Origin of the sequence: Longirhabdus pacifica (assembly GCF_004115085.1) — a bacterium.
GTDB lineage: Bacteria > Bacillota > Bacilli > Paenibacillales > DSM-105158 > Longirhabdus > Longirhabdus pacifica.
Map to the genome: position 1 here is coordinate 40,098 of NZ_QXJP01000022.1, position 24,227 is coordinate 64,324.

General features: G+C 36.7%; 25 protein-coding genes. 24 read left to right on the forward strand and 1 reads right to left on the reverse strand.

Features of this window, described 5'->3' with window-relative positions; translation table 11 throughout:
- Positions 1-20 precede the first annotated feature (20 nt).
- The 19 genes from D1Z92_RS14090 (at position 21) to D1Z92_RS14175 (ending at position 19,137) form a co-directional block, all read left to right on the forward strand.
- Positions 21-530 (forward strand): hypothetical protein, encoded by a 510-nt coding sequence (locus D1Z92_RS14090; RefSeq protein WP_128896315.1) that lies wholly within the window; start codon positions 21-23, stop codon positions 528-530.
- A 189-nt stretch (positions 531-719) separates the two neighbouring features.
- Positions 720-1,103 (forward strand): DUF134 domain-containing protein, encoded by a 384-nt coding sequence (locus tag D1Z92_RS14095; RefSeq protein WP_128896316.1) that lies wholly within the window; start codon positions 720-722, stop codon positions 1,101-1,103.
- 302 nt (positions 1,104-1,405) lie between these two features.
- Positions 1,406-1,855, forward strand: coding sequence for a hypothetical protein (locus D1Z92_RS14100; RefSeq protein WP_128896317.1), 450 nt, complete (start codon positions 1,406-1,408; stop codon positions 1,853-1,855).
- 3 nt (positions 1,856-1,858) lie between these two features.
- A complete protein-coding gene (locus tag D1Z92_RS14105) occupies positions 1,859-2,878 on the forward strand; it encodes a phage tail sheath subtilisin-like domain-containing protein (RefSeq protein ID WP_128896318.1) in 1,020 nt (339 codons plus the stop codon).
- Positions 2,879-2,911: 33 nt separating this feature from the next.
- Positions 2,912-3,349 carry a phage tail tube protein gene (locus D1Z92_RS14110; protein ID WP_128896319.1) on the forward strand — a complete coding sequence of 146 codons (438 nt, stop codon included), beginning with the start codon at positions 2,912-2,914 and terminating at the stop codon, positions 3,347-3,349.
- A gap of 111 nt (positions 3,350-3,460) precedes the next feature.
- Complete coding sequence (locus D1Z92_RS14115; RefSeq protein ID WP_128896320.1) at positions 3,461-3,853, forward strand: phage tail assembly chaperone; 393 nt, start codon at positions 3,461-3,463, stop codon at positions 3,851-3,853.
- A gap of 26 nt (positions 3,854-3,879) precedes the next feature.
- Positions 3,880-4,041, forward strand: a complete 162-nt coding sequence (locus D1Z92_RS17370) for a hypothetical protein (RefSeq protein ID WP_164931629.1) — start codon at positions 3,880-3,882, stop codon at positions 4,039-4,041.
- On the forward strand, positions 4,042-6,099 hold the full coding sequence (locus D1Z92_RS14120; RefSeq protein WP_128896321.1) for a phage tail family protein: 2,058 nt from the start codon (positions 4,042-4,044) through the stop codon (positions 6,097-6,099).
- Between the two features lie 11 nt (positions 6,100-6,110).
- Positions 6,111-6,752 carry a LysM peptidoglycan-binding domain-containing protein gene (locus D1Z92_RS14125; RefSeq protein WP_128896322.1) on the forward strand — a complete coding sequence of 214 codons (642 nt, stop codon included), beginning with the start codon at positions 6,111-6,113 and terminating at the stop codon, positions 6,750-6,752.
- Positions 6,752-7,747, forward strand: a complete 996-nt coding sequence (locus D1Z92_RS14130; protein WP_128896323.1) for an XkdQ/YqbQ family protein — start codon at positions 6,752-6,754, stop codon at positions 7,745-7,747. Before D1Z92_RS14125 ends, D1Z92_RS14130 begins: the two co-directional genes overlap by 1 nt.
- A gap of 35 nt (positions 7,748-7,782) precedes the next feature.
- Positions 7,783-8,253 carry a DUF2577 domain-containing protein gene (locus tag D1Z92_RS14135; protein ID WP_128896324.1) on the forward strand — a complete coding sequence of 157 codons (471 nt, stop codon included), beginning with the start codon at positions 7,783-7,785 and terminating at the stop codon, positions 8,251-8,253.
- A complete protein-coding gene (locus D1Z92_RS14140) occupies positions 8,254-8,667 on the forward strand; it encodes a DUF2634 domain-containing protein (RefSeq protein ID WP_128896325.1) in 414 nt (137 codons plus the stop codon).
- Complete coding sequence (locus tag D1Z92_RS14145; RefSeq protein WP_128896326.1) at positions 8,667-9,776, forward strand: baseplate J/gp47 family protein; 1,110 nt, start codon at positions 8,667-8,669, stop codon at positions 9,774-9,776. The genes D1Z92_RS14140 and D1Z92_RS14145 overlap by 1 nt, the downstream gene beginning before the upstream one ends.
- Entirely contained in the window at positions 9,773-10,363 is a 591-nt protein-coding gene (locus D1Z92_RS14150; RefSeq protein WP_128896327.1) for a YmfQ family protein, read from the forward strand. The genes D1Z92_RS14145 and D1Z92_RS14150 overlap by 4 nt, the downstream gene beginning before the upstream one ends.
- Complete coding sequence (locus D1Z92_RS14155) at positions 10,363-11,976, forward strand: hypothetical protein (protein WP_128896328.1); 1,614 nt, start codon at positions 10,363-10,365, stop codon at positions 11,974-11,976. Before D1Z92_RS14150 ends, D1Z92_RS14155 begins: the two co-directional genes overlap by 1 nt.
- Positions 11,977-12,220: 244 nt before the next feature.
- Positions 12,221-12,772: a YmfQ family protein gene (locus D1Z92_RS14160; protein ID WP_276318879.1), complete on the forward strand. Its 552-nt coding sequence runs from the start codon at positions 12,221-12,223 to the stop codon at positions 12,770-12,772.
- A 288-nt stretch (positions 12,773-13,060) separates the two neighbouring features.
- Positions 13,061-15,991, forward strand: a complete 2,931-nt coding sequence (locus D1Z92_RS14165; RefSeq protein WP_128896330.1) for a hypothetical protein — start codon at positions 13,061-13,063, stop codon at positions 15,989-15,991.
- Between the two features lie 71 nt (positions 15,992-16,062).
- Entirely contained in the window at positions 16,063-18,792 is a 2,730-nt protein-coding gene (locus D1Z92_RS14170; RefSeq protein WP_128896331.1) for a hypothetical protein, read from the forward strand.
- A 42-nt stretch (positions 18,793-18,834) separates the two neighbouring features.
- The gene (locus D1Z92_RS14175) at positions 18,835-19,137 is read left to right on the forward strand and encodes a BhlA/UviB family holin-like peptide (RefSeq protein ID WP_240666751.1); all 303 of its coding nucleotides are present in this window, start codon (positions 18,835-18,837) and stop codon (positions 19,135-19,137) included.
- 138 nt (positions 19,138-19,275) lie between these two features.
- Here the strand turns inward: D1Z92_RS14175 and D1Z92_RS14180 are convergent, their stop codons facing one another.
- Positions 19,276-19,575 carry a hypothetical protein gene (locus D1Z92_RS14180; RefSeq protein WP_128896332.1) on the reverse strand — a complete coding sequence of 100 codons (300 nt, stop codon included), beginning with the start codon at positions 19,573-19,575 and terminating at the stop codon, positions 19,276-19,278.
- 721 nt (positions 19,576-20,296) lie between these two features.
- Between D1Z92_RS14180 and D1Z92_RS14185 the strand changes: the two genes are divergently transcribed.
- The 5 genes from D1Z92_RS14185 to D1Z92_RS14205 form a co-directional block, all read left to right on the forward strand.
- Positions 20,297-21,124: an alpha/beta fold hydrolase gene (locus tag D1Z92_RS14185; RefSeq protein ID WP_128896333.1), complete on the forward strand. Its 828-nt coding sequence runs from the start codon at positions 20,297-20,299 to the stop codon at positions 21,122-21,124.
- A gap of 146 nt (positions 21,125-21,270) precedes the next feature.
- Positions 21,271-22,452 (forward strand): NAD(P)/FAD-dependent oxidoreductase, encoded by a 1,182-nt coding sequence (locus D1Z92_RS14190; protein ID WP_128896334.1) that lies wholly within the window; start codon positions 21,271-21,273, stop codon positions 22,450-22,452.
- A gap of 18 nt (positions 22,453-22,470) precedes the next feature.
- Positions 22,471-23,361, forward strand: a complete 891-nt coding sequence (sigJ, locus tag D1Z92_RS14195; RefSeq protein WP_128896335.1) for an RNA polymerase sigma factor SigJ — start codon at positions 22,471-22,473, stop codon at positions 23,359-23,361.
- Between the two features lie 68 nt (positions 23,362-23,429).
- Positions 23,430-23,996, forward strand: a complete 567-nt coding sequence (locus D1Z92_RS14200; protein WP_370741298.1) for an ABC transporter transmembrane domain-containing protein — start codon at positions 23,430-23,432, stop codon at positions 23,994-23,996.
- A gap of 102 nt (positions 23,997-24,098) precedes the next feature.
- Positions 24,099-24,227 (forward strand): helix-turn-helix domain-containing protein (locus D1Z92_RS14205; RefSeq protein ID WP_164931619.1); only part of this gene is annotated, 129 nt, incomplete at its 3' end.

Sequence of the window (24,227 nt, forward strand, 5' to 3'; positions counted from 1 at the left end):
TTGTTTGTAAACCATAAGGGGTGAAGTATATTATAGTATTAAGTGAACTGTCGGAGTTAATAGCAAAGTTAGAGCGTTGCTTGCGAAAAAACCAACCTTTTGTATATGATGATGTGCATTTTAGTTTAGAAGATCGGGAACAAAGAATAAAGTGCATTACCTATATTTTAAAAGATGTAGATCAAGAAGTTTGCGGAAGTGAGTATCATCTTTGGGTAGAGAAGTTATCGGATCTTATTTTATATGAAGAATTAACAGACCATCATCCATATAAATCGTTTTATGCTGAATATCCTGTATTAAGTAAGTGGCAAATCAGCTCTCGTAAAGATAGGGAATACAATATTGTATTAGCTTACAATATAGATATGAACAAGCAAAAATGCTGCGATCCTGTCAGGAGAAAACGAACAGCAAAAGAAGAGTGGGTTCGTGAGGTGAACGACCAGAAAAAACTAAGGGAACAAAATGCATACTATAAACAGCAATCACAAGATAGTGAAGTTGAAAGTTTTATCATTTATAGCTAATTCCACGTCAACGAACGTGGAATTTTTTTATGATTCTAACCCATTGTATCCAAAAAAAGTATTGACGAAAGAAACAAATGGAATTAAAATGAGAACAAATGTTCCGAACAAGTGTTCTTTCAAACCAATACAAGTTTAAATGTAAAATCAATAAAAATAAAAACTATTATAAAAATGAGGAGACATGCTATGACAATTTTAAATGTAGATATGATGGAGAAAGCACAATTTTATGTTGCTAAATATGCGTTGGATAATGTTGATGGGGTAAAACGATTACTTGCCGACCGTTATATTATAGATGAACGAAGGTTTAAAGGAGATACTGCTGCAAGCGATATTTTAATAGATTTGAGTCGTGCAATAGAAAAAGCAAATCTTAGTGAGAAGCAAGTCGAAGTCATTGCACTTATTTATGGGTACTGGCAATTAACACAGAGAGAAGCATCGGAAGTCATGGGAGTTTCACAGAAGCAAGTATGGAGATATGTACAAGCAGCAGTTGAGAAAATTGCCGATGTATTTGCAGAGTGGAAATACAATGAAATTGAAGTGTGGATGGAAGTCGAATAAAAAAAATAAAAAAAATTGCATTTAGGGGGTATAATTTTTGAAGTTCGTTACCTACTTATATGAACAATCAGAAACATCACCACAAGATGCTTTATTGTTCACTACACTGTAATGTCATCTACTTGGAATAGGTTATAGAATAAAACGTCGTTGATCACAGATCATAACGGCGTTTTTTCTATAGGAAGGAAAGGATTGGGAAGGGACAAGATGAAGACACATGATCAAGACAAAGCTTTGGATGAACAAATGTCGGAACATTTTATTCATCCCTTGTAAGTTGAAAAAAGGAGGTGATGAACATGTCCATTGAAACTAACTTTGCAGCTATGGAACAATTTTTGCAGCAAACCCTTTCAGCCAATCATGTTGTAAGGCATGAGAAGCCGAGTGTGGTGGAGGACGGAACGTTTGTCATACGATTTATGGAAGACAAAAGAGAAATCCAATCCCCCTATCAAATGAAAAGTACAAAACAATTTGCTATCGATTACTACGAGCAAAACATGAACAACGTACTAAAGCAAATGGACATGTTAAGTGACGCCTTATATGAGGCAAAGAGCATCGCACTACCTAACGCTAAACCTGCGATGAGAGTCCAATCGTTCACTTACTCTATTCCAGAAGATAACGTTGACATACAGTGTACAGGGGTACTAGCTGTTACCGAAATGCTTCCTTTCCAACAAGGAACGTACAGCAAAATCAAAAATGTTTATGCAACATATCAAAACAATGAGGAGGAATAAAACATGGCAGGAGGATCTTGGGATTCAACAGCATTACCAAAGCGTCCAGGTTTATATTTAAATTTTGTAGAGGCTGCAACAGCACAAATTCAAGGAGGTGCTCGTGGCATTATCGCTATGCCGATCATGACTTCATCCGGAACAGCAGTAGCGAAAACAATGTACACCGTTTCCAAAGAAAGTGAAGCAGCAACATTATTCGGAGAAGGGAACATTCAATCCATCAAATTTGCATTACAAGGTGGTGCAAAAGAAGTACTCGCTTATGCTATGGAAACTACGCCAGATTATGCTGCAATGCGTGATGAATTTGATAAGTACGAATTCAACGTATTCGTGTTTGACGGTACAGCAGATACAAGCGAGCAAGCAAGTGTAAAAACATGGATTGAAACAAACCGTTCCGAAGGGAAACACTTCATGGCTGTGCTCGGCCGCTCAGATGATAGCGCTGTTCCAGCAACAAAAGAATTCGATGAGGATTATATCATTCATCTCATTAATGGTGTCAAAATTGAGGATGAAACGCATCATTCAGCAGCTTTTGCACCATATATTGCAGGACTTATTGCAGGTACAGCGATTAATAAATCGATTACGTACAACCAAGTATTTGTAGATGATGTCAATGTAAGATTCAAGCACAGTGACATCAAAACAGCACTAGGCAACGGTGCCCTTGTACTTGTACATGACGGTGGAAGAGTGAAAATCGAACAAGGTATTTCATCTTCAACGAAAAAAATCCGTGCAATCAGAGCAAGACAAGCAGTTGCAACGGACATCACCAAAGCAGCAGCAGAAGCTTATATCGGTAAGTTGAATAATAATGAGGATGGTCAAAAAGCATTAATTGGTGTCATTAAAGCTTATTTAGAAACGTTAGAGAATGCGAATGTGCTTTCTGACATTACAGTGGAATTAGATGCAAACCAAGTATCCGAGGGAGACTCTGTATTCCTAATTGTAGGGTATAAAGAAGTAGATTCCATGGAACGTATATTCTTAAACATTAATGTATAAACAAAATAAAATTAACTGAGGAAGGTGATTGATGTGGCATTAGATGCATCACGTACAATTAACGGAACATTTGGAGAAGTTTGGTATGATGGAGAATGGTTAACAAATATAAAAAGTGCAGAAGCTGCTGTAGAGATAAACAAAGAAGAAATACAACGTGCTGGGACTCGTTGGGTAGCTCATAAGGTTACTAGTTTAACCGGCAGTGGTACAATGACCGGGTATAAGATTACTACAGAATTTATTGAGCGAATAGGACAAGTAGCAGATGATACAAAGGGGCCATTTGTAACAAGTATTATGATGAAGTTAGCTGATCCTGAATCATTTGGTGCATACCGTGTTCGTCTAAAAGGCGTTCAATTCGATAGTATTCCGCTAATGAACTATGAAGTTGGTTCAATAGTAGAGGAAGAGCTACCATTTACATTCACTGGATATGAATTAGAAGATAAGATACAAGCTCAATAAAGAGATTTTAGTAGCGGTTTATTTCCTTATTAGAAATAAACCGCTTTTTACTTTTATTCATGCAAGTATTTCATAGCATTATTCTATTTTATACATTGGAGGAAAAATAAAATGAGTAACCAACGACAGGAAGAAATTTTAAATGCATTATTAGATACGGAAATCAAACCACAAAAAGAATTATATATGAAACGATTTGGTGTTAATTTCTCCATCGAAGCATTAGATGGAAAAACAATACATCGAATTCGTGAACAGGCAAGTTACCCAGTGAAGAATGGAAAACAGCTTGATGAAGAGAAGTTTGGAGCATTAATCATTGAAAAATCTTGTAAACAACCAAATTGGTCTGATGATAAGCTAGTGAATGCCTTCGGCCCTACACCAGTTGATGTTATTCAAAAGCGTTTATTAGCAGGAGAAATCGCAAGATTAACAACCGAAATTTTAAATCTTTCTGGATTTGGTGATGAGGAAGAACAAATTGAAGAAATAAAAAACTAATAAAGTCAGGTGGCATACCTTATTTAATGCATGAAATATTTCAAAGACAAGGGATACCACCTGACGAAATCTTCTCCAAACCTAGAATAGTCCAGCAATTTATGCTTTCTTCTATGATATTAGTACTTGAAGAAGAAGAGCGTGAAAGAAAGCGTACAACAAGGTTAAATCAGAAAGGAGGGAGATAGGTGGATCAGGATTTAAGTAAGACGATAAAAAAAATAAATACTTTTTCAGACAGCTTAAAAGAAGCCCTAGATCGGCTAGATGCTTTTAATAAGTCTTTAAAAAAGATGAGTGAAGTTAGCAAAGTAGCAGCTAAAAAATTGAAAAAAACCACAAAAGAAACCAGAAAGTTAACGGACCAAACAAATATGCTAGCCGCATCTATGAAACAGACATCCTCTGCTTCAAGCAAACTTAAGAAGACAATGAAAACTATCCCTTCTATCTCAAATAAAGCGTGGAACATGATGAATAAAACAAAGATCATCAAATCTTTCACAAAAACTGCAACTCATGGATTTCAGTCCTTCATAAATAAGACGAATCAAGCCAAAGGAAAACTAAGTGCTTTTTTTAATAAGATGAAGTACGCAGGATTAATAAAAAAGTCGTTTGGTAAACTGGGTTCAGTTTTCACATCTACATTCGGAGGATTGAAATCAGGTGCTGGAAAAGCATTTGGAGCAATGAAGTCTACATCCTCTAAAGCTTTTGCAGGAATGAAAAGCGGATTGTTAATGGTTGCTGATTTAGCTGTAAAAGCCGCAACTGCTGTATTTAGTCTAGCTTCAACAGCTTTGAAATCGGCTGCAAAGCGGGAAACGCAAGTTATACCTATCCAAGCGGCTATACACGCAAAACTTGGTGGTGGTGAAGATGCAAAGGCAAAAGCTGCTCAATTAACATCAGACCTAGTTAACGAAATGAAAAAGAAGGCAGATGGTTCAAGGCTTTCCACAGATAATTTTCTTGCCTCTGCCAATTCGTTTACTCCTATAACAACGGATCAAAGTGAATTAAATCAATTAGTCGATTTTGCGAATAGAATGGATGCTGCTACTGGTAAAGGCATGTCATCTTTATCAGATGAACTAATGCAAGTCATGCAGGGTAATACGGATGCATTTGCACAAAAGTATGACATTGCTGATCAATTTGTAGGGTTTGATCAACTACAAACAAACGCAGAAAAGATCCAACGACTAGATGAAATATTAGAAGGTATTGGTCATTCCACTTATGCGGTGGAGTTAATGGACAATAGTGCAATGGGAGAATATTTGCAATTTACTACACGATTTAAAGAAGGTTTGGCTCAGGTTGGATTAATGGCCTTAGACAAACTAAAACCACTACTATCACTGATGAATGAAATATTTAGTGCTGATAAAATGCAACCTTTCATTCAAATGGGAGGTAACTTATTTGCTGGTCTAATAGAGGGGGTAATGTATCTAATTCAGTTTATACAATTAAACTGGCCAAAGATTCAGCAATATTTTGCTAATGGTGTAGCGCTATTAACACCAGTATTTAATGCGTTTAAAGATGCTATGATTACCATCATTGAAGCCGTGAAACCGTATTGGGGCTCATTTATAGAAACTATACTCTCCGTTCAAACCGCAGTAAAGCCCGTTTTCACATTAATTGCTAGTTTAATTCGAGCGATTGGATCTGTGGTAGAAGCTGTAATGCCTACTGTTATGGATATTTTTAATACCGTTTTTCCTATGGCAGCGGACCTAGCAGGTACTTTGGCAGAAGGAATTAACTGGCTCGTGACTGAAATAGTTGAACCACTAATTCCTCTCATTGGAGATGTTATTAGCATAATGTGGGGAATAGTTGAGCCTATAATTGGTTCTCTCAAGTCTGCGTTTGACTTCCTTGCAGATAGTATTGGTAGTGTTGTAGGGAATGTAACGGACTTCTTTAAATCTGTAGGAGATGTTGGTGGAGAACTTATTGGCAATGCTATTAATTTCGTTACAGGTGGAGATAGCGTGGATGGTTCTCATTCTAGCGGCCTTTCTTACGTTCCAAGAGATGGATATATTGCCCGTTTGCACAAAGGGGAAAGGGTATTAACATCTGAGGAAAATAAAGCTTACGGTAGCAATAGCATGCACATTGCTAAATTAGCGGATCAGATTGTTGTTAGAGAAGATGCAGATATTGATCGTATTGCTAGTGTTTTAGTTTCTAGAATGAGTGAAGCAGGCATGTCTTATGCTTAGGAGGTGATAAAGTGCAATTTTGGTTAAGTTACAATAACGAAGCGGAAACTTTTCAACTTCCAGTGAATCCACAAAACATCAGCATATCTTCTGGTCATAACTTTAACGATGTACAAGTTTCCAAACTTGGTGAGTTTACCATCATCGGAGAAGAGCAACTCAAACAGTATGATTTCTCATCTTTTTTTCCAAAAGACTATCAGCCGATGTATTGTGAATATGATGGCTTTCCAGAACCTTGGCAGGCAGTAAAGAAAATAGAAGAGTGGCAAAAGTCAGGTAACCCCGTTAGCTTTAAAATTACAAGTCATGATGAAACCCAAAAAGTAAATACCGCAGCAACCATCCGCTCATTCAATTACGAAGAAAAAGCGGGTAGCCCTGGAGATATTTACTTTACGATTAGTTTGAAGGAATTTAAATTCCTAGAATTTCAAAAAGTAGAAGGTCCCGATGACTTGCAAAAAGTAAGACCAAATAACCAAGAGAAAGTAACAACTTACATTGTAAAAAGCGGAGATTCATTATGGAAAATTGCGCAAAAAACATTGGGAAATGGAAGTGAGTGGCGCAAAATTTATGATGCAAACGTCGATGTCATCGGACCGAATGAAAACTTGATTTACCCGAAACAAAAGTTGGTGATTCCATAATGAATTTACAAATAGCATATAACGGAGACTTTTATATTGATCCTATCGTGACTTCTGTTACATGGTCGGGAGATATTAAACAGGCATTCCGCAAACTAGAACTTAGTATTTCCAATACGGAAAATGGGGATAATCCTATCATTACGTTTGAAAAAGGGAAACCACTAGTCCTTTCAAAAGACGATAAAGAACTATTTCGCGGTGTTATTTTTTCTCATTCTATGGAATTAGATGGGACGATGAAACTAACGGCATACGATGAAAATATATATTTAACAAAAAACATGGATACGAAAAAATTTGTCAACATGACAGCTTCTGAAATTATCGGGCAGCTATGTAGTGAGTATGATATTCTCGTTGGATCGATTCAAGATACAGGCTATGTGCTGCCAAAATTAATTTTACGAGACAAAACATTATGGGATATGATGATTACCGCCTTAACGGAAACGAAGAAACAAACCGGAAGGCGCTTTTTTATTTATTCTGAACAAGGAAAACTATTTGTTAAAGAACGCAAAGAAAGAGTAGTAGAGTGGGTTTTACAAAACGGATTTAACATATTAGGCGCATCCTATTCTGAATCTATCGAAGACTTACGCAATCAAGTGAAGGTATACAGTGGAGATATTAATAAGGGTCCCTACGATGAAGAGATTGAGCATGACGATCAGTCTATTGAAAAATATGGTTTAATGCAGCATTTGGAAACGGCAAGCAACGATCAAAAACAGTCTCAACTAAAACAATTAGCAAAACAGTTATTAAAAGACTTGAACAAAGTGTCGGAAGAAGCAAGCATCGAAGCATTAGGTCACGATGGCGTTATTTCTGGAACATCCGTGGATGTCACCGAAGCCATGACAGGCATGAAAGGTGCTTACTATGTCGTAACAGATAGTCATACTTTCGAGAACAATATGCATCGCATGCAAGTGACATTATCTGAAAAAGAAGAGCTTCCTACACTAGAATATACAGAGCAAGAGTAGCATTGTAGTTTTCACCTGCTTAGGAGGAGGTAAAAATGAAAGTGAATGAAGAAAAGCCAGAAGGCGGCTCCTATAGCAAGCTCATACAAATGATGCAAACATTCGGCTATAACAAAGATGTAGATGTCGAATTAGCAACCGTACTGTCTGTTGAACCTCTGAAAATTAAAGTGGACAATATGAACATTGAATTAGAGGGTACGGATTTAATTGTAGCGGAGCAATTGTTGGAACATAAACGTACGTTAAACATAAATCAGCAGCCTATGACGGTGCAAGCAGATGTATCCCAACATGATATTAGCGCCACCAGTTCATGTACTGCTGGGGGTTCTACTATCCCCAATAATAACGTTACGTTTACAACATTAGGCTTGGATGCCGAAGTTTCAGGAGAAAATATCGAAGTGACGATCATGTCTAAACTTGAAGTTGGAGACCGTGTTATTGTCGCCTCGATACAAGATAATCAAATTTTTGTCGTATTAGATAAGGCGGTGATTTAATTGGCTTTAAGCCCAATACAACAAGCGCCAAATGTAGAGATAAAAGAGAGTAGAAAGCAAATAGCATCGTCAAAGACATACCATTTTAATTTTGATACAGGCGAAATGAAAGGATTTGTAGATAGTTTACAAGCGATCAAACAATATATTCGTAAAGCACTATGTACGCCTAGATTTCGCTATTTAATATATGATGACCAATACGGAAGTGAATTGGAAGAACTTATCGGCAAAGACGTTTCTAATGAGTTCATTTTTGCCGAAATTCCTCGTCTCGTAAGAGAAGCACTCATTTACGATGATCGAATTACAGACGTTAAAGATGTAAAAGTAAAGCGACAAGACGATGCTATCTACGTATCGTTTCAAGTAGAAACTTACCTAGGTAGCATACAAGAGGAGGTGAAGTTGTAATGGCATATGAGAACGTAACAAAAGATGTTATTTTAGAGCGTATGTTAGGACAAGTGCCAGATGACATTGATAAGCGACAAGGGTCTATCACGCATGATCTCTTATCGCCAGCAGCGATTGAACTAGCACAAACTTACATTCACTTAGATCAAGTACTTCGTTTTGGCTTTGCTGATACGACTTACGGTGAATATCTGGATTTACGCTGTGCAGAAATGGGTTTAACACGAAAAGCGGTAACGGAAGCAGAAGGACAAGTCACGTTTACCGGACCTGATGGAACCGTCATCCCTGTTGGAACACAAGTTTCCTCATCCCCACTCATCGACAGTGATACCCTATATTACGTGACAACGGAAGAAGGTAAGGTTTTAAATGGCAGTGCGGCCGTGAACATTAAAGCTGTTACTGGAGGTGCACAAGGTAATGTGGAAGCACATTTCATTACTACCGTGATAGGAGATTTAAGCAGCGTATTGAGTGTGACAAATGATAAACAGACCGAAGGCGGAACAGACGAAGAATCAGATAAAGAATTGCTCGACAGATATTTAGAACATGTACAGCAGTCTGGTACGAGTGGCAACGCCAACCATTACTTGCAATGGGCAAAAGAAGTCCCGGGTATATCTGAAGCGTTGGTCAAACCGCTTGCCAATGGACCAGGTACTGTAAAAGTGATCATTCTAGGTGATGATAAAAAAGCACCTTCTACCGAAATAACGGAAGATGTGGACAAGCATATTGAAAAAGTACGTCCCATTGGAGCAGATGTTACCGTAGAAGCAGCAACAGAAATTCCAATTACTATATCCGTAAAAATAGAATGGTTAGATGGCTACAAAGGACAACGGACATTAGAACAGTTACAGCAAAAAATTACAGAAGATATTACGCAATATTTAGCTTCATTAGCTTTTGCTGATCCTATCGTACGCCGCTCACAAATAGGAAATGTCATACTCGATTTAGAAGCAGTCAAAGACTACGATGAACTATATATTAATGGACAAGCAACAGGTAATGTAGAAATTGCTATCCAAGATGGACAAGTAGCCGTACTGTCTGAAAACGGTGTGACCGTAACAGAGAAGGAGGGAAGTGCATGAACAACAAAAACACCACTTCTCTAGAAAAAGTGACCCAAGATATGTTGGACTACTTGCCAAGTTACTATCAGGACAATCGTATCGTTAACAATGTCATGAAGTTAGAAGCAAGTGAAGTAAAAGCATTAAATGATGCAGTACAAGATGTACTGCATCAATTTTTTGTAGACAAAGCAACATGGGGCTTAGACAATTGGGAACGCATTTGTGGTATTACTCCAGATTACACTAAAACACATGAAGAGCGACGTGCTGTCGTGCGTTCAAAACTAAGGGGCATTGGTACTGTGAATATCGAGTTGATGAAAGAAGTGGCAGAATCTTATAACTACGGGGAAGTAGACGTAGAAGAATTACCTGCTCAATATCAGATTAACGTTAGATTTGTTGGGAAACTTGGTATTCCCTCTAACCTCGATGATATCAAACAATCGCTGCAAGAAATTATCCCAGCGCATTTGAACATTAGCTTTGAATTTACGTTCATCATTTGGAACGATATGGACGCTAACCAGTTTACATGGGATGAATTGGATGGTGAAAATATCATTTGGAGCGAATTTGAAGCTTACGAGGAGGCTTTATAATGCCTGACTTAACGTCAAAATTAGGAATCAAAAAACCGCATGGGAATGAGTATGTGAAGCGGGAAATGTTTAATGAAAATTGGGATATTATTGATGAAAATAGCGCTTCCCAATCGCAGCTAGACACGCATGAAAGTGACACCACTGTTCACATCACACAGCAGGAAAGAGAGCAATGGAACGAAACAGAAGCAAATGCTAAAGCATACACCGACCAACTTAGCGATACAATGCACTTCCAACGTAACTGCCTCATACTAGGTAATAACGACTGGACGTCACTAGTATATGACACAGATATGAGTAAAATTGCTTATGATCCAGAACAACAAGGGGGAATCGTGAAAGATGAAACCGCTGTTCTCATTCGCACACGTATACCTATTGATCCTGAAAGTACGTACTACGCTAGGGTAAAGGTGAAGAAGTTAAGTGGAAATGGTACGTTTTATTGTGGTGCTGCTTCATTAGATAGTGATTTTAATGCAATTATGAAAGATCAAGCAACTAATTATAATTATTTTGCAGCTTTAGCAGCTACACCACCTGTTAACAACACAATGACCTATGAAGGCACAATCAAGGGATACAATATTGAGAATGAAGCTGATCACCATAAATTTGATCCCAATGCAGCCTATTTTGATGTTGTTATAGTCTGTAATTACTTAAATGATGGTACTGGAACAGGACAAACTTTAATCGAATCGTTGGAAGTGTATAAAGCACCTAATACTTTATATGTAGGTGATGCAAGAGTACAAACAAAGAAAACGATAGACTTTGTTGTAGAAGGCGATGCCAACACGTACTATCCCGTTGTGTTTGAGGGGGTAGAGTTTACTGAAAATACAAGAAAGCATCGATTAGATATTTATCGTTCATACGGTTGGCAGGCACCATCAAGTTGGTATCCTGATTCCACAAATCATTTTGCTGGATTAAATCTCATCATAGATCAAATGTTAATAGGTTGGTCTGGTGCTTCGTATGAGATGGATGTTACGATCGGTCAAACTTTTGAAACAACGGTAGCTGACATTATATGCTCTAGACCTGATACCTCTGTAGTGATTGTTTGGATGCGAGGTGGAGGTGCGGCATATCAAATAAGCTCAACTTCACCAAACATAAAAGTGGAAATATATTACGATAAATATGAACGAAATCCAAGAACAGATTTACCTGAGTATAATACAACTTATTATCCTAAAACTGAGGTTAATGATAGATTGAAAATATCTGAAGATGGAATATCGACAGGAATACTAACACGGTTTAATTCTTCTGCTAATCATTATATTGGAGGGGGAATTCGTGCACCGTTAAAAGGTAATAAAGTATTAACCCAAGCTGACATGGGCGAATGGGGATTCTCACCAAATAAAGACTTTCAATACTTTGGTAAAAATGCTTTAGCTGTCAAAGATTTAGCTGTGGAAGAAAAACTAGTAATTAACCAAAACAATGATTTTTCCCATGGCGTTGAAGTTGAAGGAACCTTAACAAACAACGGAGACAAAGTGTTAACAGAAGGAACATTAAAAATAGATAGTGACGGTAACCTAAAATTCTATAACGGACAAAACTGGAAAACCGTTCGCTACTATTAACATAGATAGTATGAAAAGAAACAACATTTGATCTACCTGCAACATACCAATCAGCAAAAGATGTGGATGGGTAGCGACCTTTGCGGTTTATGCAAGAGGAGCACCCAGCCACATCTTTTGCGTTTCAACTAGCAAAATACATGTATGCATCGCGACTTTTGTGAACTACGCAAGTGGAGCAAGCAGGCATATATTTTACCTCGGGAGGCTGAATACCATACTAACTCGAAAATATAAACAAGAAATGCTAGATTACTTGCCACGTTATTACCAAGATGCACGCATCCCACAAAACATCGTAAATTTAGAAGCTGAAGAAGTACAGCAACTAAATGATGCCGTACAAGATGTACTGGATCAATTTTTTGTATCTACCGCCACATGGGGGTTAGAACACTGGGAGCGTATTTGTGACATCCCAACAGATAATTTTAAGCCCGTCCAAGAAAGACGCTCTGTCATTGAATCCAAGCTAAGAGGGGTCGGTACCGTTAATGCTGATCTCATCAAGACAGTAGCTAAAGCATACGTCAATGGTGAAGTAGAAATTACGGAAAATCAAAAGTTATACCAGATTAACATCACATTTGTGGGTCAGCGCGGCGTGCCATCTAACTTAGCAGACATACAAAATGCCATTAATGAAATCGTCCCAGCACACTTACAAACGACATTTACATTCACGTACTTACCGTGGAGTGAATTAGAAGGTTATAAAACAACCTATAACGATATAAAAGCCTATCAGTGGGGCGAATTACAAACTATGTTTCTAAATGATAGCAATTCAACATAGTTAAAACTCAACGATGCGATGCTTAACTGAACAAAGAAAGTAAGTGAAAAGTGACTTTTGCTATTTTTGCAAAAGAAGTGTTCACTCACTTTCTTTACGCCTACCTAGCAGAATATATGTCTGTGCCGCGACTTTTGTGACCTATGCAAGTGGAGCAAACAGACATATGTTTTGCCCCCTATGTTCCATCTCTACTATCGTTCTTTTTTAAGCGAATTAAGAGCGTACGATAGTAGAGATGTTTTTATATACAGTAAAGTTGCAAGATGAAAGGAGAGGAAATAATAGATGAGCAATAACAAAACCAACCATTTGAATCTGAATGTATGGGAATCATCAGATTACGTACTACACGAAGAATTCAATGAAAATTTTCAAACAATAGATCTTGAAGTAGCAGACGCAAAAGAACACCTAACAAATTTACAAGATGAAGTGAATGATTTAGAAGAGAATGTTGAGCATATTAAGCAAAAACTAGCGGATACATCGGCAACGACCATCTCTTTACAGCGAGGACAAAACATTGTAACTACCGAACAAGCATCTGGTGTTCGTATGACAGAGATAATAGGGAGGACAATGGTTAACTTGTTAGGTAGCGATGGCAACTGTGAGGACACAAGTAAATTTTCCGTGCAAATTGCTTTAAAAGCGGATACATTCCAGCTAAGTAAAGCGGATGCAGTGTATGGTGGACATGGGATTCGTGCTACTTTCTCCTTAGTAGATGATTTGGAATATGGAACTAGTTTTTATGGTATACGGAATTACAACATCAAACAAGGGAAACACTATTTAGCTGCGGCACATATTAAAGATAGTAGTTCATCAATTAAAGGAAATGTTGCTGTAAGAAAATTTAATACGGAATATCATATTCAAAGTACAGATAGTAAATTAACATCGACATTAGACTATGTCACTTTCACAGCAGATGGAACAGAAGAGAGTGTAGGGATATATTTTAATGTTTTAGCTAATGAGCAATGGTGTGCTTTTGATGGCTTAAGGCTATACGAAATAATAGAAAGTGAAAAAACCTACATCGACTCACTTAGTATCATAGAAGCGGAAAAATACATTGCAACGCGATATCCATATGTTGAAGGTTTACGTTCTTTAACAAATCCATATGTCATTCGTTATGGTAGAAATGTCATCCCTCCCTTTTCTGATTGGAATTTGTCGGAGGAAACTACGATAGATAAAGATTATAAACTTACATTACGTGCTACAGAACATGAGCGATGGAGCATCAGTCCGCCTATTTCAGTAGTTGCTGGTGAAGCCTATGCTTTTAGTGCTGACACTATGGACGGTAACGCCATCTATCAGTCGTGGAATGATGAAGGTGAGATCATAGAGGAAGAAGTCTTAGAAAATAACAGCTCACTTACCATTTCTGATGAAGCAGTGAAGATGACCATAAAAATAGGCAATACAGTGGAAAAAGGTACAGGTACATTCGGTTTTGAAAATTTAATGTTGGCGTTAGGCACAGCAAAAGTCAATTTTGAACCGCAAAACAATGATGAAATGTATGTCGAAACCGTCCTGCGATCAAGTATGGACGGTGAAGTATATGATTCGATCACTGAGCGAGACGGGATATTATACAAGAATAAGCGCATGGATCATATTGAGTTAACTGGAAAAATAATTTATAGATTAGTTGAAGATGTGTCAGGGGTAAAGAAAATAAGGCTTTCTAATGAATTTTTAGATAATTTCTTTAAGACATTTAAGAAAAAACCAAACAAGCACCTATTAATAAAATATAACAATCAATTATTGGAACAAAGTATAGATGAAACAATAAAAGCAGATGCCTTTACTATATCGGAAGAAAAAGCTGTATTTATTTTTCTCTCCGACGAGGATACAGGCTGGGAAAATTATAATCCTTCTGAATGGGATATTTGTAGATATTTTAACGGTTGGAAATACATTGATGGTGAGAAGTGGGAAAGCATTACAGGAAATAATGAAATTACAAATAGCTTACAATCACAAAAATCAATGCCTTCTAACTACACGCCTTATCAACTTCAATATGAACTTGAAGAACCCATAGAAGAAGTAATTGAAGGTCAGTTAGGACTATCGTTTCTTACAGGGAAGAACCAAGTAGAGGTTGGTGAAGGAATTATTGTACAGGAGGAAGTTAGACCGAGAATTTTCAACTCTCAATACTGGATTAACGCTGCATTTGCAGAAAATCTTGGTGAACAATTGCCAAAGAAAAATTCAAAAATTTCATGTGTGTATCGGGACGGAAGGAAGGATGCTAATTGGAGTATTGCACCACATAATACTGATCTTGTATCTATGTATGGTAAAGAATACGCAGTTATTTCTGAATATGACTATCATTCCGATTCAACTTACACCGTTACCTATCAAATGATAAATTCGTTAACTCCACCAATGTCTACAATGCATTTAGAATATGAGGGTAGTTTGCATACTGTAGTGGAATCTTTAGTGCAAAAAACAGCCGATCTGTCCAAGGAACTTACTTCTGTAACGAATAAAATAGATAGTGCTAAACAATATTCCAACAAGTTAGAAAAAGAGATGCTGCATACCAAAGATACATTGTTGCTCGGTAATAATGATTGGTCCCCTTTAATATACGACTATAATAGTGAAGGATCTGTTGCATATCGTGCAGAGCATCAAGGTATTGTATTCACAGACGAGTGCTGGACAAAGGTTAGAATGAGAATGCCTGTTGACCCAGATAGTACGTATTTTGTAAAGGCAAAAGTGAAGAAATTAGAAGGGGAAGAAGATACTAAATTTTGGTTGGGTGCGATCTCTCTTGATAACAATTATAACGAACTGCTTTATGATACAGCCCATGTATACAATTATTTTGGAGCGGAGTTTCAAAATATATCGGCAGGAGAAACTGCATTTTTTGAGAGTGCAATTTCGGGTTATAACACACCAGAGGAGAATTCCCATAATAAATTTGATCCAGATGCAAAATACTGGGATTTAGTGGTTATATGTAATTATGTAAATAGTTTAGACATTGTCGGAAAAGGTGAAACACTCATAGAATGGATTGAAGTAAGAAAAGCCCCATCCACTTTTTATGTAGGAGATAATAAAGTACTGGATGAAAGCACAATCCAAATCTCAAGCGACGGTAAGTTGCATTATAAATATAACGACAATTGGTATGAACTAAGTGGGATTCAAAAATAGAGTAATTAGTTGTAAACATCGGCGTTAGTTCTTATCTAATTTTAGTAATGTGAAAGGAGAGGAAATAATAGATGAGCAAGAAAACAGAAAATCTCGAGCTTCATACATGGGAATCATCAGATTATGTACTACACGAAGAATTTAATGAGAATTTTGAAACGATAGATACAACCGTGCAAGAAGTAAAGGATAGTGTAAACGATTTGCAAAGTGATTTAGGAGAAATACAGGGGAAATTAGCAGATTCAACAAACAAAATAGTAACATTAAAACGAGGACACAATAAAGTCACGACTAATCAAGCTACCAATGTAACCTTTGATCAAATACGTGGGCGTACATTGATTAATTTATTAGGAAGAGAAGGGAATTGTGAGGAAGAAAGTAAATTTTCCGTTCAAATTGGTCAAGTAGCCAGTTCTTTTCAATCGAATAAGGAAAATGATTTTAACGGTAAATACGGTATAAAAGTATACTTTGACTTAGCAGATCAATATCCTGCTTCAAGTTACTATGGTATTCCTACTCAACATATTATAAGCGGTAGAAACTATCTATTTGCATCAGTTATAAAAGATGGAAGTAGTTCTATTACTGGAACAGTAGCGGTAAGAAAGTCAGGAGGGTACCATAAACTAAGTAACAAGAATAACAGTGCTTCATTTATTTTAGATTATGTAACATTCACCGCTGATGGTACAGAAAACAATGTTGGAATTCATTTTAAAATTGATTCAAATAATCAGTGGGTTGCTTTCGATAGTTTGCGTTTATATGAAATTTCTGACGAAGAAAAGACCTATATCGATTCTCTCACGCTTGAGGAAGCAACAAGTTATATCACAGTAGCTTATTCGTATGTAGATAGTGTGCAATCAATACAATGTCCTTATATCATTCGACATGGAAAAAACATGATACCTCCATTTCATGCATGGGAATTAAGTAATGATATGATGATCCATGAAGACTACAGTGCAACATTAAATGCAACAGCATCTTCCACATTTAGTTATAGTCCAAAAATCCCGATAGTACCTGAAGAAAATTATACTCTGAGCATGGATAAAGTAGAGGGGCAGCTGATATATCAGCTGTGGGACGATCAAGATGATCTTGTGATGGAGTCAGAGGTGATTGGTGAAGTAACTTTCTCTCCTCCACCCAATGCTGTTAGTTTGAGCTTGAAATTAGGTATTACTTCATTTGAGACACCAGAGATGTATGTATTTGAGAATCCAATGCTTAGCATAGGATCAAAAGTGATGAAATTCGAACCGAAAAATGATGATTTAGTATTTTTTAATACTAGCCTATGTTCGAGTATGGATAACGAGAAAGCAGATACAATAACAGAGCGTGAAAATAAATTGTACAAAACAACATGGTTTGAGAAGAAAGAATTGGATGGGTCGATGAATTGGCAATTACATGAAGAGGGATCTGGATACAAAATAGTAAAACTCTTAAACTTTGCAATAAATAAATCAATAGATATGAGTAATCTTGTTCTTATTTCTTATAACGGTCAAATTGTTGAAAATGAAGACTTTATATTAGAGAACGGAAGTTTACACATTAAGATTATGAATAGTGATAGTGGTTGGTCAGATATTACTCCCAATCCATATGATATAAAAAGATATTTTAACGGGTGGAAATATAATGACGGAGAATTGGATCAAAGTGTTTTAAATGAAGACGAAAAAGTAGATAAGGGAACAGCGGTTCTTTATAAATCATTTCAGTATACGCCTTATACAATCGTATACCAACTACAACAGTCTATTGAAGAAGAAATAGAGGGTCAAGTTGGTTTATCCCTTTTTGAAGGAGAGAATCAGTTAACTTTTGGTGAGGGGTTAATAGTAAAAGAAACAGTTACACCTAAATATTTCAATTCAAAGTATTGGATTAATGGTGCTTTTGAAGATAGCGAAGGATTAAGCTATAAAACAAAAAAAATCTTAGATGTATATGAAAATGGAAATGAAAAAGCAAGCTGGTCGAGAGTTTTTCATGAAGATGTAGATATAAAGCATTATGGTGATGAGCAAGCCATCATTGAAACTGGAAACTTTAATAAGAATGCCCAATATAGTGTTACTTATTTTGTAGCTGATAGTTTAAGTACAAAAGTACAACATATAGATATGCTTTATGATACAAATTTAAATATGGTAGTTCGTGAACTTGTTCAAGATATAGCTGACCAGAAACAGCAACTAGCTCAAGTTAATCATTCTTTATCTGAAAAGTATCTACGAAACGAAGGGAATCAATATAAAGAAGGGAAATTATACATTCGTCATGAAGGAGATGGTTTAGAGTTATTTCATCATGATACAAATGGATATGCTGGGATACAGTTGCATAGTAAAGGGAATGAAAACTCTGATTACGGTTATATTCGTTACTATGATGAAGCAAAGAATTTTGCTGAAGGTTTGTATGATTTACAAGAAGGGTTAGCAAATGGTGCGGATGTAAAAGAAGAAGGGTTGTTAGTTATTGGTTCAGAGAATGATCCACATAGCGTATTTGGTCCAGATCATTTGGTACTCAGAAGTGGTGCGAGGTTTATATTTGATGTAAATACAATGGTTTATGATTCAACAGACAATATATTAGCAGAGTTTCGATATAACGGAGATGTGAAAGCATATATGGACAACAATGGTGAAATCATTATTAATGATAATAAAGTATTACATGAAGGTAATATTCGAGTAAGCGACGATGGGAAGTTGCAATATAAGTATAATAATGAGTGGTACAGCATGTCTGGAACAAAATCTTAATATATTGCACTTGATAAATAGATAAAGAGTTTTCCCATAGTATTGGATTACAAAGATTCGGGGGAGGTGGACATCATAGATAGCCAATACAACATCATCGATTATTTTACACTGTATGGGCCGTTTGCGGTCCTTTTTGTTAGCTTATTTTTTTGGACGTTGAAAACATATAATACGAGAGAAGAATTGTATCGCAGTGAGATAGCAAACATTCGCAAAGAGTATGATATACAGTCCCAGCGACATCATGAGATATTAACCAAATTTGCAGAAAAATATGATATTGTTATAGATAAGTTGAACGCACTAGAAATAAAAATAGATACGAGTAAATATGATGAATGATCATGAATGATGGATTTCATTCGGGTTGCTTATTGTAGCTATGCTGTCCTTTCATAAACGAAAGTAAGCCGTCCTATGCTTCAAACAGCTAGACGGCTTACTACAATTATATAAATGAGCCAATCTTCTATAACAAACTTAAAAGTATAAGGATAACAATAAAATTAACTGGTAGATCGCTATGCCAAAACAAAATAAAGCAACGAGAAACGAATATATAATGACAACGGTATGAGATTTATTCAAAATTTCTTGAATGCCTACTAAGCTAAGCATTATTGTTAGTAAAACAAATGAGGTAAATTCTAGTATATATGTTGTCTCGTCTAACGTCTTAGATTTACAGTACAGCATAACAGCAACTATAGCTAAGAAAACTTGGAGTGCTAAAACTAGTTTGGAATGTTTTTTCATATATAACAAAACATGCTGCATCATCCTGATCACTCCCGCTTCGCTCTTAATAACTAACCCTACTTGACTCCATACAACGGCTGTCTGCTTTCTTTCAACTTAGAAAGCTTTCTCATGAGGATAACTAGTAAAAGATTTACTATAAAAGTGAATAAAAACAGAATGCCAGCTACAATCGAAACGATAACCGCCTTAATTAGCTCCTTTTCAAGCTCAGGTGCATAATTAACAGGCACATAATCTGTGAAAGTTGCTCCTTCATTACTTTTTCCACTTATCATAATGGAATATGCAATATAAGAAAGATGATCAGGGTTTTATTGACTAAATATAGTGATCCTATCGGAATCCCTAATGAATTGGCTTCATTTATCTCTAACTCATAATCAGAGGAACTTGCTGTTATAAACACATCACTGTTTTTTATTCCCATTGGAGCTTCCATACGTTCTATAGTCAATGCTTCTTTTGGCTGATCAAGCTCTTGTGATTGAAAATAGAGATAGTTCCCTCCCTAACTCAATATAAGCAGAAATAAACTAATCCAAAGTACTTTTTGTTTCAACCATTTTTAACTCCTACAATGATACTGAATTCATTATACAATATATAAATATTTATGGAAAATAAAGGGTGTATGAGAACCGAAACAAATGATTCATCTTAGAACCAAAAGGAATCCGAATAAAATGCAAGTTGATGCCTGAGTACAAAGCCGTAAAAGTAATATTTAGTAGGACAAACAATGTGGAAGGATAAAACGATCAACATGCAAGAAAGTGAGTATTTCATTAGAGAAAGGATCACGAACGATGAAAATGCAAAAAACCTTTTACTACTTCACGGTTTAGGTTGGACAAGCGAGATCTGGTCTTCTACAGCTAGAATCATAAAAAAACACTACCGAATCATCGCCCCAGACTTAGCAGGGCACGGGAATAGTTCAGATGCTCCTTCATATGAGTTTGATACACTAGCTGAACATCTAACAAGATTACTTGAAGCGTTAAACATAGAGAAAACGGTCGTTGTTGCAAGTTCGTGGGGCGCTGACCTAGCTGTTAAATTTTCCAGTATGTATCCGCAGTATGTAGAGCATCTCGTACTTTTGGATGGTGGTTATCATCCTGTTAGCAAAGTGCCTGGGTTGCAATGGGAAATGCTTGAACAGCAAGAGTTTCCAGAAGAAGCATTGCAAGACTTGTCATCTTTTTTTACATTTATGAAATCCGATGATCCTGACCTATGGAATGAAGATATTGAACATGCAGTCCGTGACCAAGTAAATATAAGGGAAGATGGTAAAGTTACTTTTAAATTGAAAAGAGAAGCTCAAATCGCTTGCTTGAAAACGATGTGGGATTTCGATCCATTTGATGCTGAAAATACGTTGAAAGTGCCTACAACGGTTGTAGTTGCGATGAATAAAAATGAATCTTCAGAGATGAGAGATTTTAAATTAAAGCAAAGTCATGCATTTTGTAATAAAAATAATGCTAAAGAAGTGATATTGGAAAATACAGATCATTTAATTATGTTGGATTCTCCGCAAAAAGTGGCAGCGTTTATTTGACGAAGAAGATTTATGAAATTTGACAGTATACATTATGATATAGAGAAATTTTGTACACCAGATATCATGCATGTTAAAAGAAACAATGTCTGCAATGTCACAGATCGACTTCCTTTATCGTTATAAGGGTAAGGAGGCGATAAACAATGAAAACCATAGTCATTGTTGGTGGCGGATATGCAGGAATTAACTTAGTGGATAGTTTGAAAAAAGAATGGAAAGAGGAAATGGGCATTACGCTTCAGGTTATTTTGATAGATAAGCACGAATATCATTTTCGAAAAGTATTGTTAGTGAAAGCAATAACAGAACATACAGATGAATTAAATATAAAGATCCCATTTGATACGTATATAGATAAAGGCATATCCTTTATGCAAGGAGAGTTTATACAGCTAAAAGAAGAGGAAAAGAAAGTAGTCATCAAACAAGCCCGTGATGAAGTGATCGAAGTTGATTACGATATGCTAGCAATGACACTAGGAAGTAAAGTGAAAGACCAGCATGCCTTTACAGGTGGCGTTATACTGAAAGATTTAGCTAGTGCCCAGCAAATGAGAGAGCAATTAGACCACATCATGCAGGAAAGGAAAACAGACAACATAAACAAAGAAAAAAACGTCAATATAGCCCTTGTAGGTGGCGGGATTACAGGGATAGAAACTGCATGTGAGCTAGCCGTATGGCTGAAGAAGCAATATCGCTCTAACGGCATGAACGAAGATAAAGTGAACGTGTTGTTAATAGATTCTCATTCCCACTTATTGCACCAAGCTCCCCATCATATTAGTTTGAAGTTGCAAAAAAGAATGCGCAAGCTCGGTGTTACATTTATGCCTAACAGTAGGGTGAAACAATATAAGGCAGGATCACTTCTATGTGAGAATGGAACAGAAATAAATGTGGATTACTGTATGGTGTCAGCGGGAGTAGAAGTGAATCCCATAGTAAAAGAACTTCAACTGCCCCTTACGAAACAGGGTCAACTTATCGTCAATGATTACTATCAGGTAGAAGGACGCAACGATATTTTTGCCATTGGCGATTGCGCACAAATTATAGATGCTGTAAGTCATGAAGCCGATGGTATGACGTGTAAAGAAGCGATACCACAAGCACAACGCTTAGCAAAAACGATGCAAAATATGATGCATCACAGCAGTCATCCTATTGCTCATAAAAGCATGCCAGTAACATTGTTTTGTGTCAGTATAGGCCCAAAAGATGGTTTCGTTTGGATACAAAAATGGGGGATGAACTTTACGATAACAGGCTCCTTAGGTTTAAAACTTAGAGAATATACTTGGAAGTCTGCCAGTTTAGTTTGAAGAAAAGGTAGTGATACGATGGAAAACAACACGATACAACAATGGTATAGTGAATACGGGCAACTGCTTTTTTCACTGGCATATAAGATGACCGGTAGTGCTAGTGATGCAGAGGATATCATACAGGATGTATTCACGCAATTGAAGTCGTACGAATTACAACATCAACAACATATAAAAGCATTTTTGTGCAAATTAGTTACAAACCGGTGCTTGGATTTGCTGAAATCTGCTGCGAAAAAAAGAGAAGTGTATGTTGGAACGTGGCTTCCAGAACCTATTGTAAAGGAATACAGTCCATTAGATGAAGTCATACGGGAAGAGGAAGTTTCCATCGCGCTACTACGCTTGTTTGATCAGTTAACGCCTGTGGAAAGAGCGGTGTTTATACTACACGACGTATTAGACTACGACTATGCCAGTATTGCACACATTGTGGAAAAGACAGAAAGTAATTGCCGAAAAATATTAAGCAGAATCAAGCAGAAACTTCCTACGTTACAAACGACGATGCAAGCAGAAATAAGCGGGAATGAAAGCAAAAAGGAACATGAAGAAGTCGTACTGTCTTTCATGGCTGCTTTCCAAGAGGGCAACGTCAAGGAGCTGGTCAACCATCTTCGTGAAGATATTGTCTACTATGCGGATGGTGGCGGCAAGAAAACGGCTGCAATGAAACCGATAATTGGAAAAGAGAGAGTAATGGCACTGCTTGATTTTATTTCTCATATTGTAGTACAGCCAAATTTCATCGTCTCGTTATGCTCCGTAAACGGGCAAACTGGCTTTAAATTAAGAGATCTTGACGGAACCCCATCGATTATAAGTTTTGATGTAGAGGATAAAAAAATAAAAACGATGTACTATATGGTCAATCCAGATAAGCTTGCTCATATGGTACATGGTTAGGTTCAATAAAGCTCATATTTGCCATGTTACTTTAACCATTTTAAAAGATAAAACGTGTCCTTTCTGACATTCGAATAGTGAAAAGTAACAATGCGGAACAAAGAGAACGGAAACATGGGAATGCAAAGTTGCTTGAGTTATTTCAACTCAGCTTAAAAGAAGCTAAAATCCAGTCGATTGTTTCTCCCATTATCACTAGTCTCATGATGGTGATCTTCGTTGGTGTCATCGGTTACGGTGGACTGAGAGTTTTCAGTGGCGATATTTTCGCTGGAACATTTATCGCTATTGTGGTGTATTTAGTGCAAACTGTAACACCCATCGTTTCACTTGTGTCCTTTTACAACGACTACAAAAAGACAGCAGGCTCTACGGAAAGAGTGTTTGAAATCTACAATATGTCAGAAGAAAAGTTAAACGGTAGTGAGAAATTAGCGTTAGAAGCTTTTGAAAATGCGGACGTTACCATTGAAAATGTAAGCTTTAGTTATGATCAAAAAACGACGATATTAAAAAATATTTCCATGCACATTCCGAATAAAAAAACGACAGCCATTGTAGGGCCTTCTGGTTCCGGTAAATCTACTTTGTTTTATTTATCTTTTTCCGACAGAAGACTCCCACTTCAACGGTGAGAAGGGCGTAGCCCAATGAGTAAGTGGGAGTTGAATGTCGGTAGGCGTAGCCTAAGATGGTTTGGTATAATTTAGATAATGTTAGAAAGTGAGGTGGAAACAATGTTAGTCAATAAAGCCTATAAGTTTCGTATCTATCCGAATCAAGAACAAGAAATACTAATTGCCAAAACAATCGGCTGTTCTCGTTTTGTGTTCAATAGGTTTTTAGCACTTTGGATTGATACTTAC

Excerpts from the sequence above, each read along its gene's own strand:
- D1Z92_RS14160 (WP_276318879.1), top strand. The coding sequence starts at position 12,221 with ATGCTAGATTACTTGCCACGTTATTACCAAGATGCACGCATCCCACAA.
- D1Z92_RS14150 (WP_128896327.1), top strand. The coding sequence starts at position 9,773 with ATGAACAACAAAAACACCACTTCTCTAGAAAAAGTGACCCAAGATATG.
- D1Z92_RS14135 (WP_128896324.1), top strand. The coding sequence starts at position 7,783 with ATGAAAGTGAATGAAGAAAAGCCAGAAGGCGGCTCCTATAGCAAGCTC.
- D1Z92_RS14105 (WP_128896318.1), top strand. The coding sequence starts at position 1,859 with ATGGCAGGAGGATCTTGGGATTCAACAGCATTACCAAAGCGTCCAGGT.
- D1Z92_RS14115 (WP_128896320.1), top strand. The coding sequence starts at position 3,461 with ATGAGTAACCAACGACAGGAAGAAATTTTAAATGCATTATTAGATACG.
- D1Z92_RS14185 (WP_128896333.1), top strand. The coding sequence starts at position 20,297 with ATGTGGAAGGATAAAACGATCAACATGCAAGAAAGTGAGTATTTCATT.
- D1Z92_RS17370 (WP_164931629.1), top strand. The coding sequence starts at position 3,880 with ATGCATGAAATATTTCAAAGACAAGGGATACCACCTGACGAAATCTTC.
- D1Z92_RS14130 (WP_128896323.1), top strand. The coding sequence starts at position 6,752 with ATGAATTTACAAATAGCATATAACGGAGACTTTTATATTGATCCTATC.
- D1Z92_RS14190 (WP_128896334.1), top strand. The coding sequence starts at position 21,271 with ATGAAAACCATAGTCATTGTTGGTGGCGGATATGCAGGAATTAACTTA.
- D1Z92_RS14100 (WP_128896317.1), top strand. The coding sequence starts at position 1,406 with ATGTCCATTGAAACTAACTTTGCAGCTATGGAACAATTTTTGCAGCAA.
- sigJ (WP_128896335.1), top strand. The coding sequence starts at position 22,471 with ATGGAAAACAACACGATACAACAATGGTATAGTGAATACGGGCAACTG.
- D1Z92_RS14165 (WP_128896330.1), top strand. The coding sequence starts at position 13,061 with ATGAGCAATAACAAAACCAACCATTTGAATCTGAATGTATGGGAATCA.
- D1Z92_RS14170 (WP_128896331.1), top strand. The coding sequence starts at position 16,063 with ATGAGCAAGAAAACAGAAAATCTCGAGCTTCATACATGGGAATCATCA.
- D1Z92_RS14145 (WP_128896326.1), top strand. The coding sequence starts at position 8,667 with ATGGCATATGAGAACGTAACAAAAGATGTTATTTTAGAGCGTATGTTA.
- D1Z92_RS14095 (WP_128896316.1), top strand. The coding sequence starts at position 720 with ATGACAATTTTAAATGTAGATATGATGGAGAAAGCACAATTTTATGTT.
- D1Z92_RS14180 (WP_128896332.1), bottom strand. The coding sequence starts at position 19,575 with ATGATGCAGCATGTTTTGTTATATATGAAAAAACATTCCAAACTAGTT.
- D1Z92_RS14155 (WP_128896328.1), top strand. The coding sequence starts at position 10,363 with ATGCCTGACTTAACGTCAAAATTAGGAATCAAAAAACCGCATGGGAAT.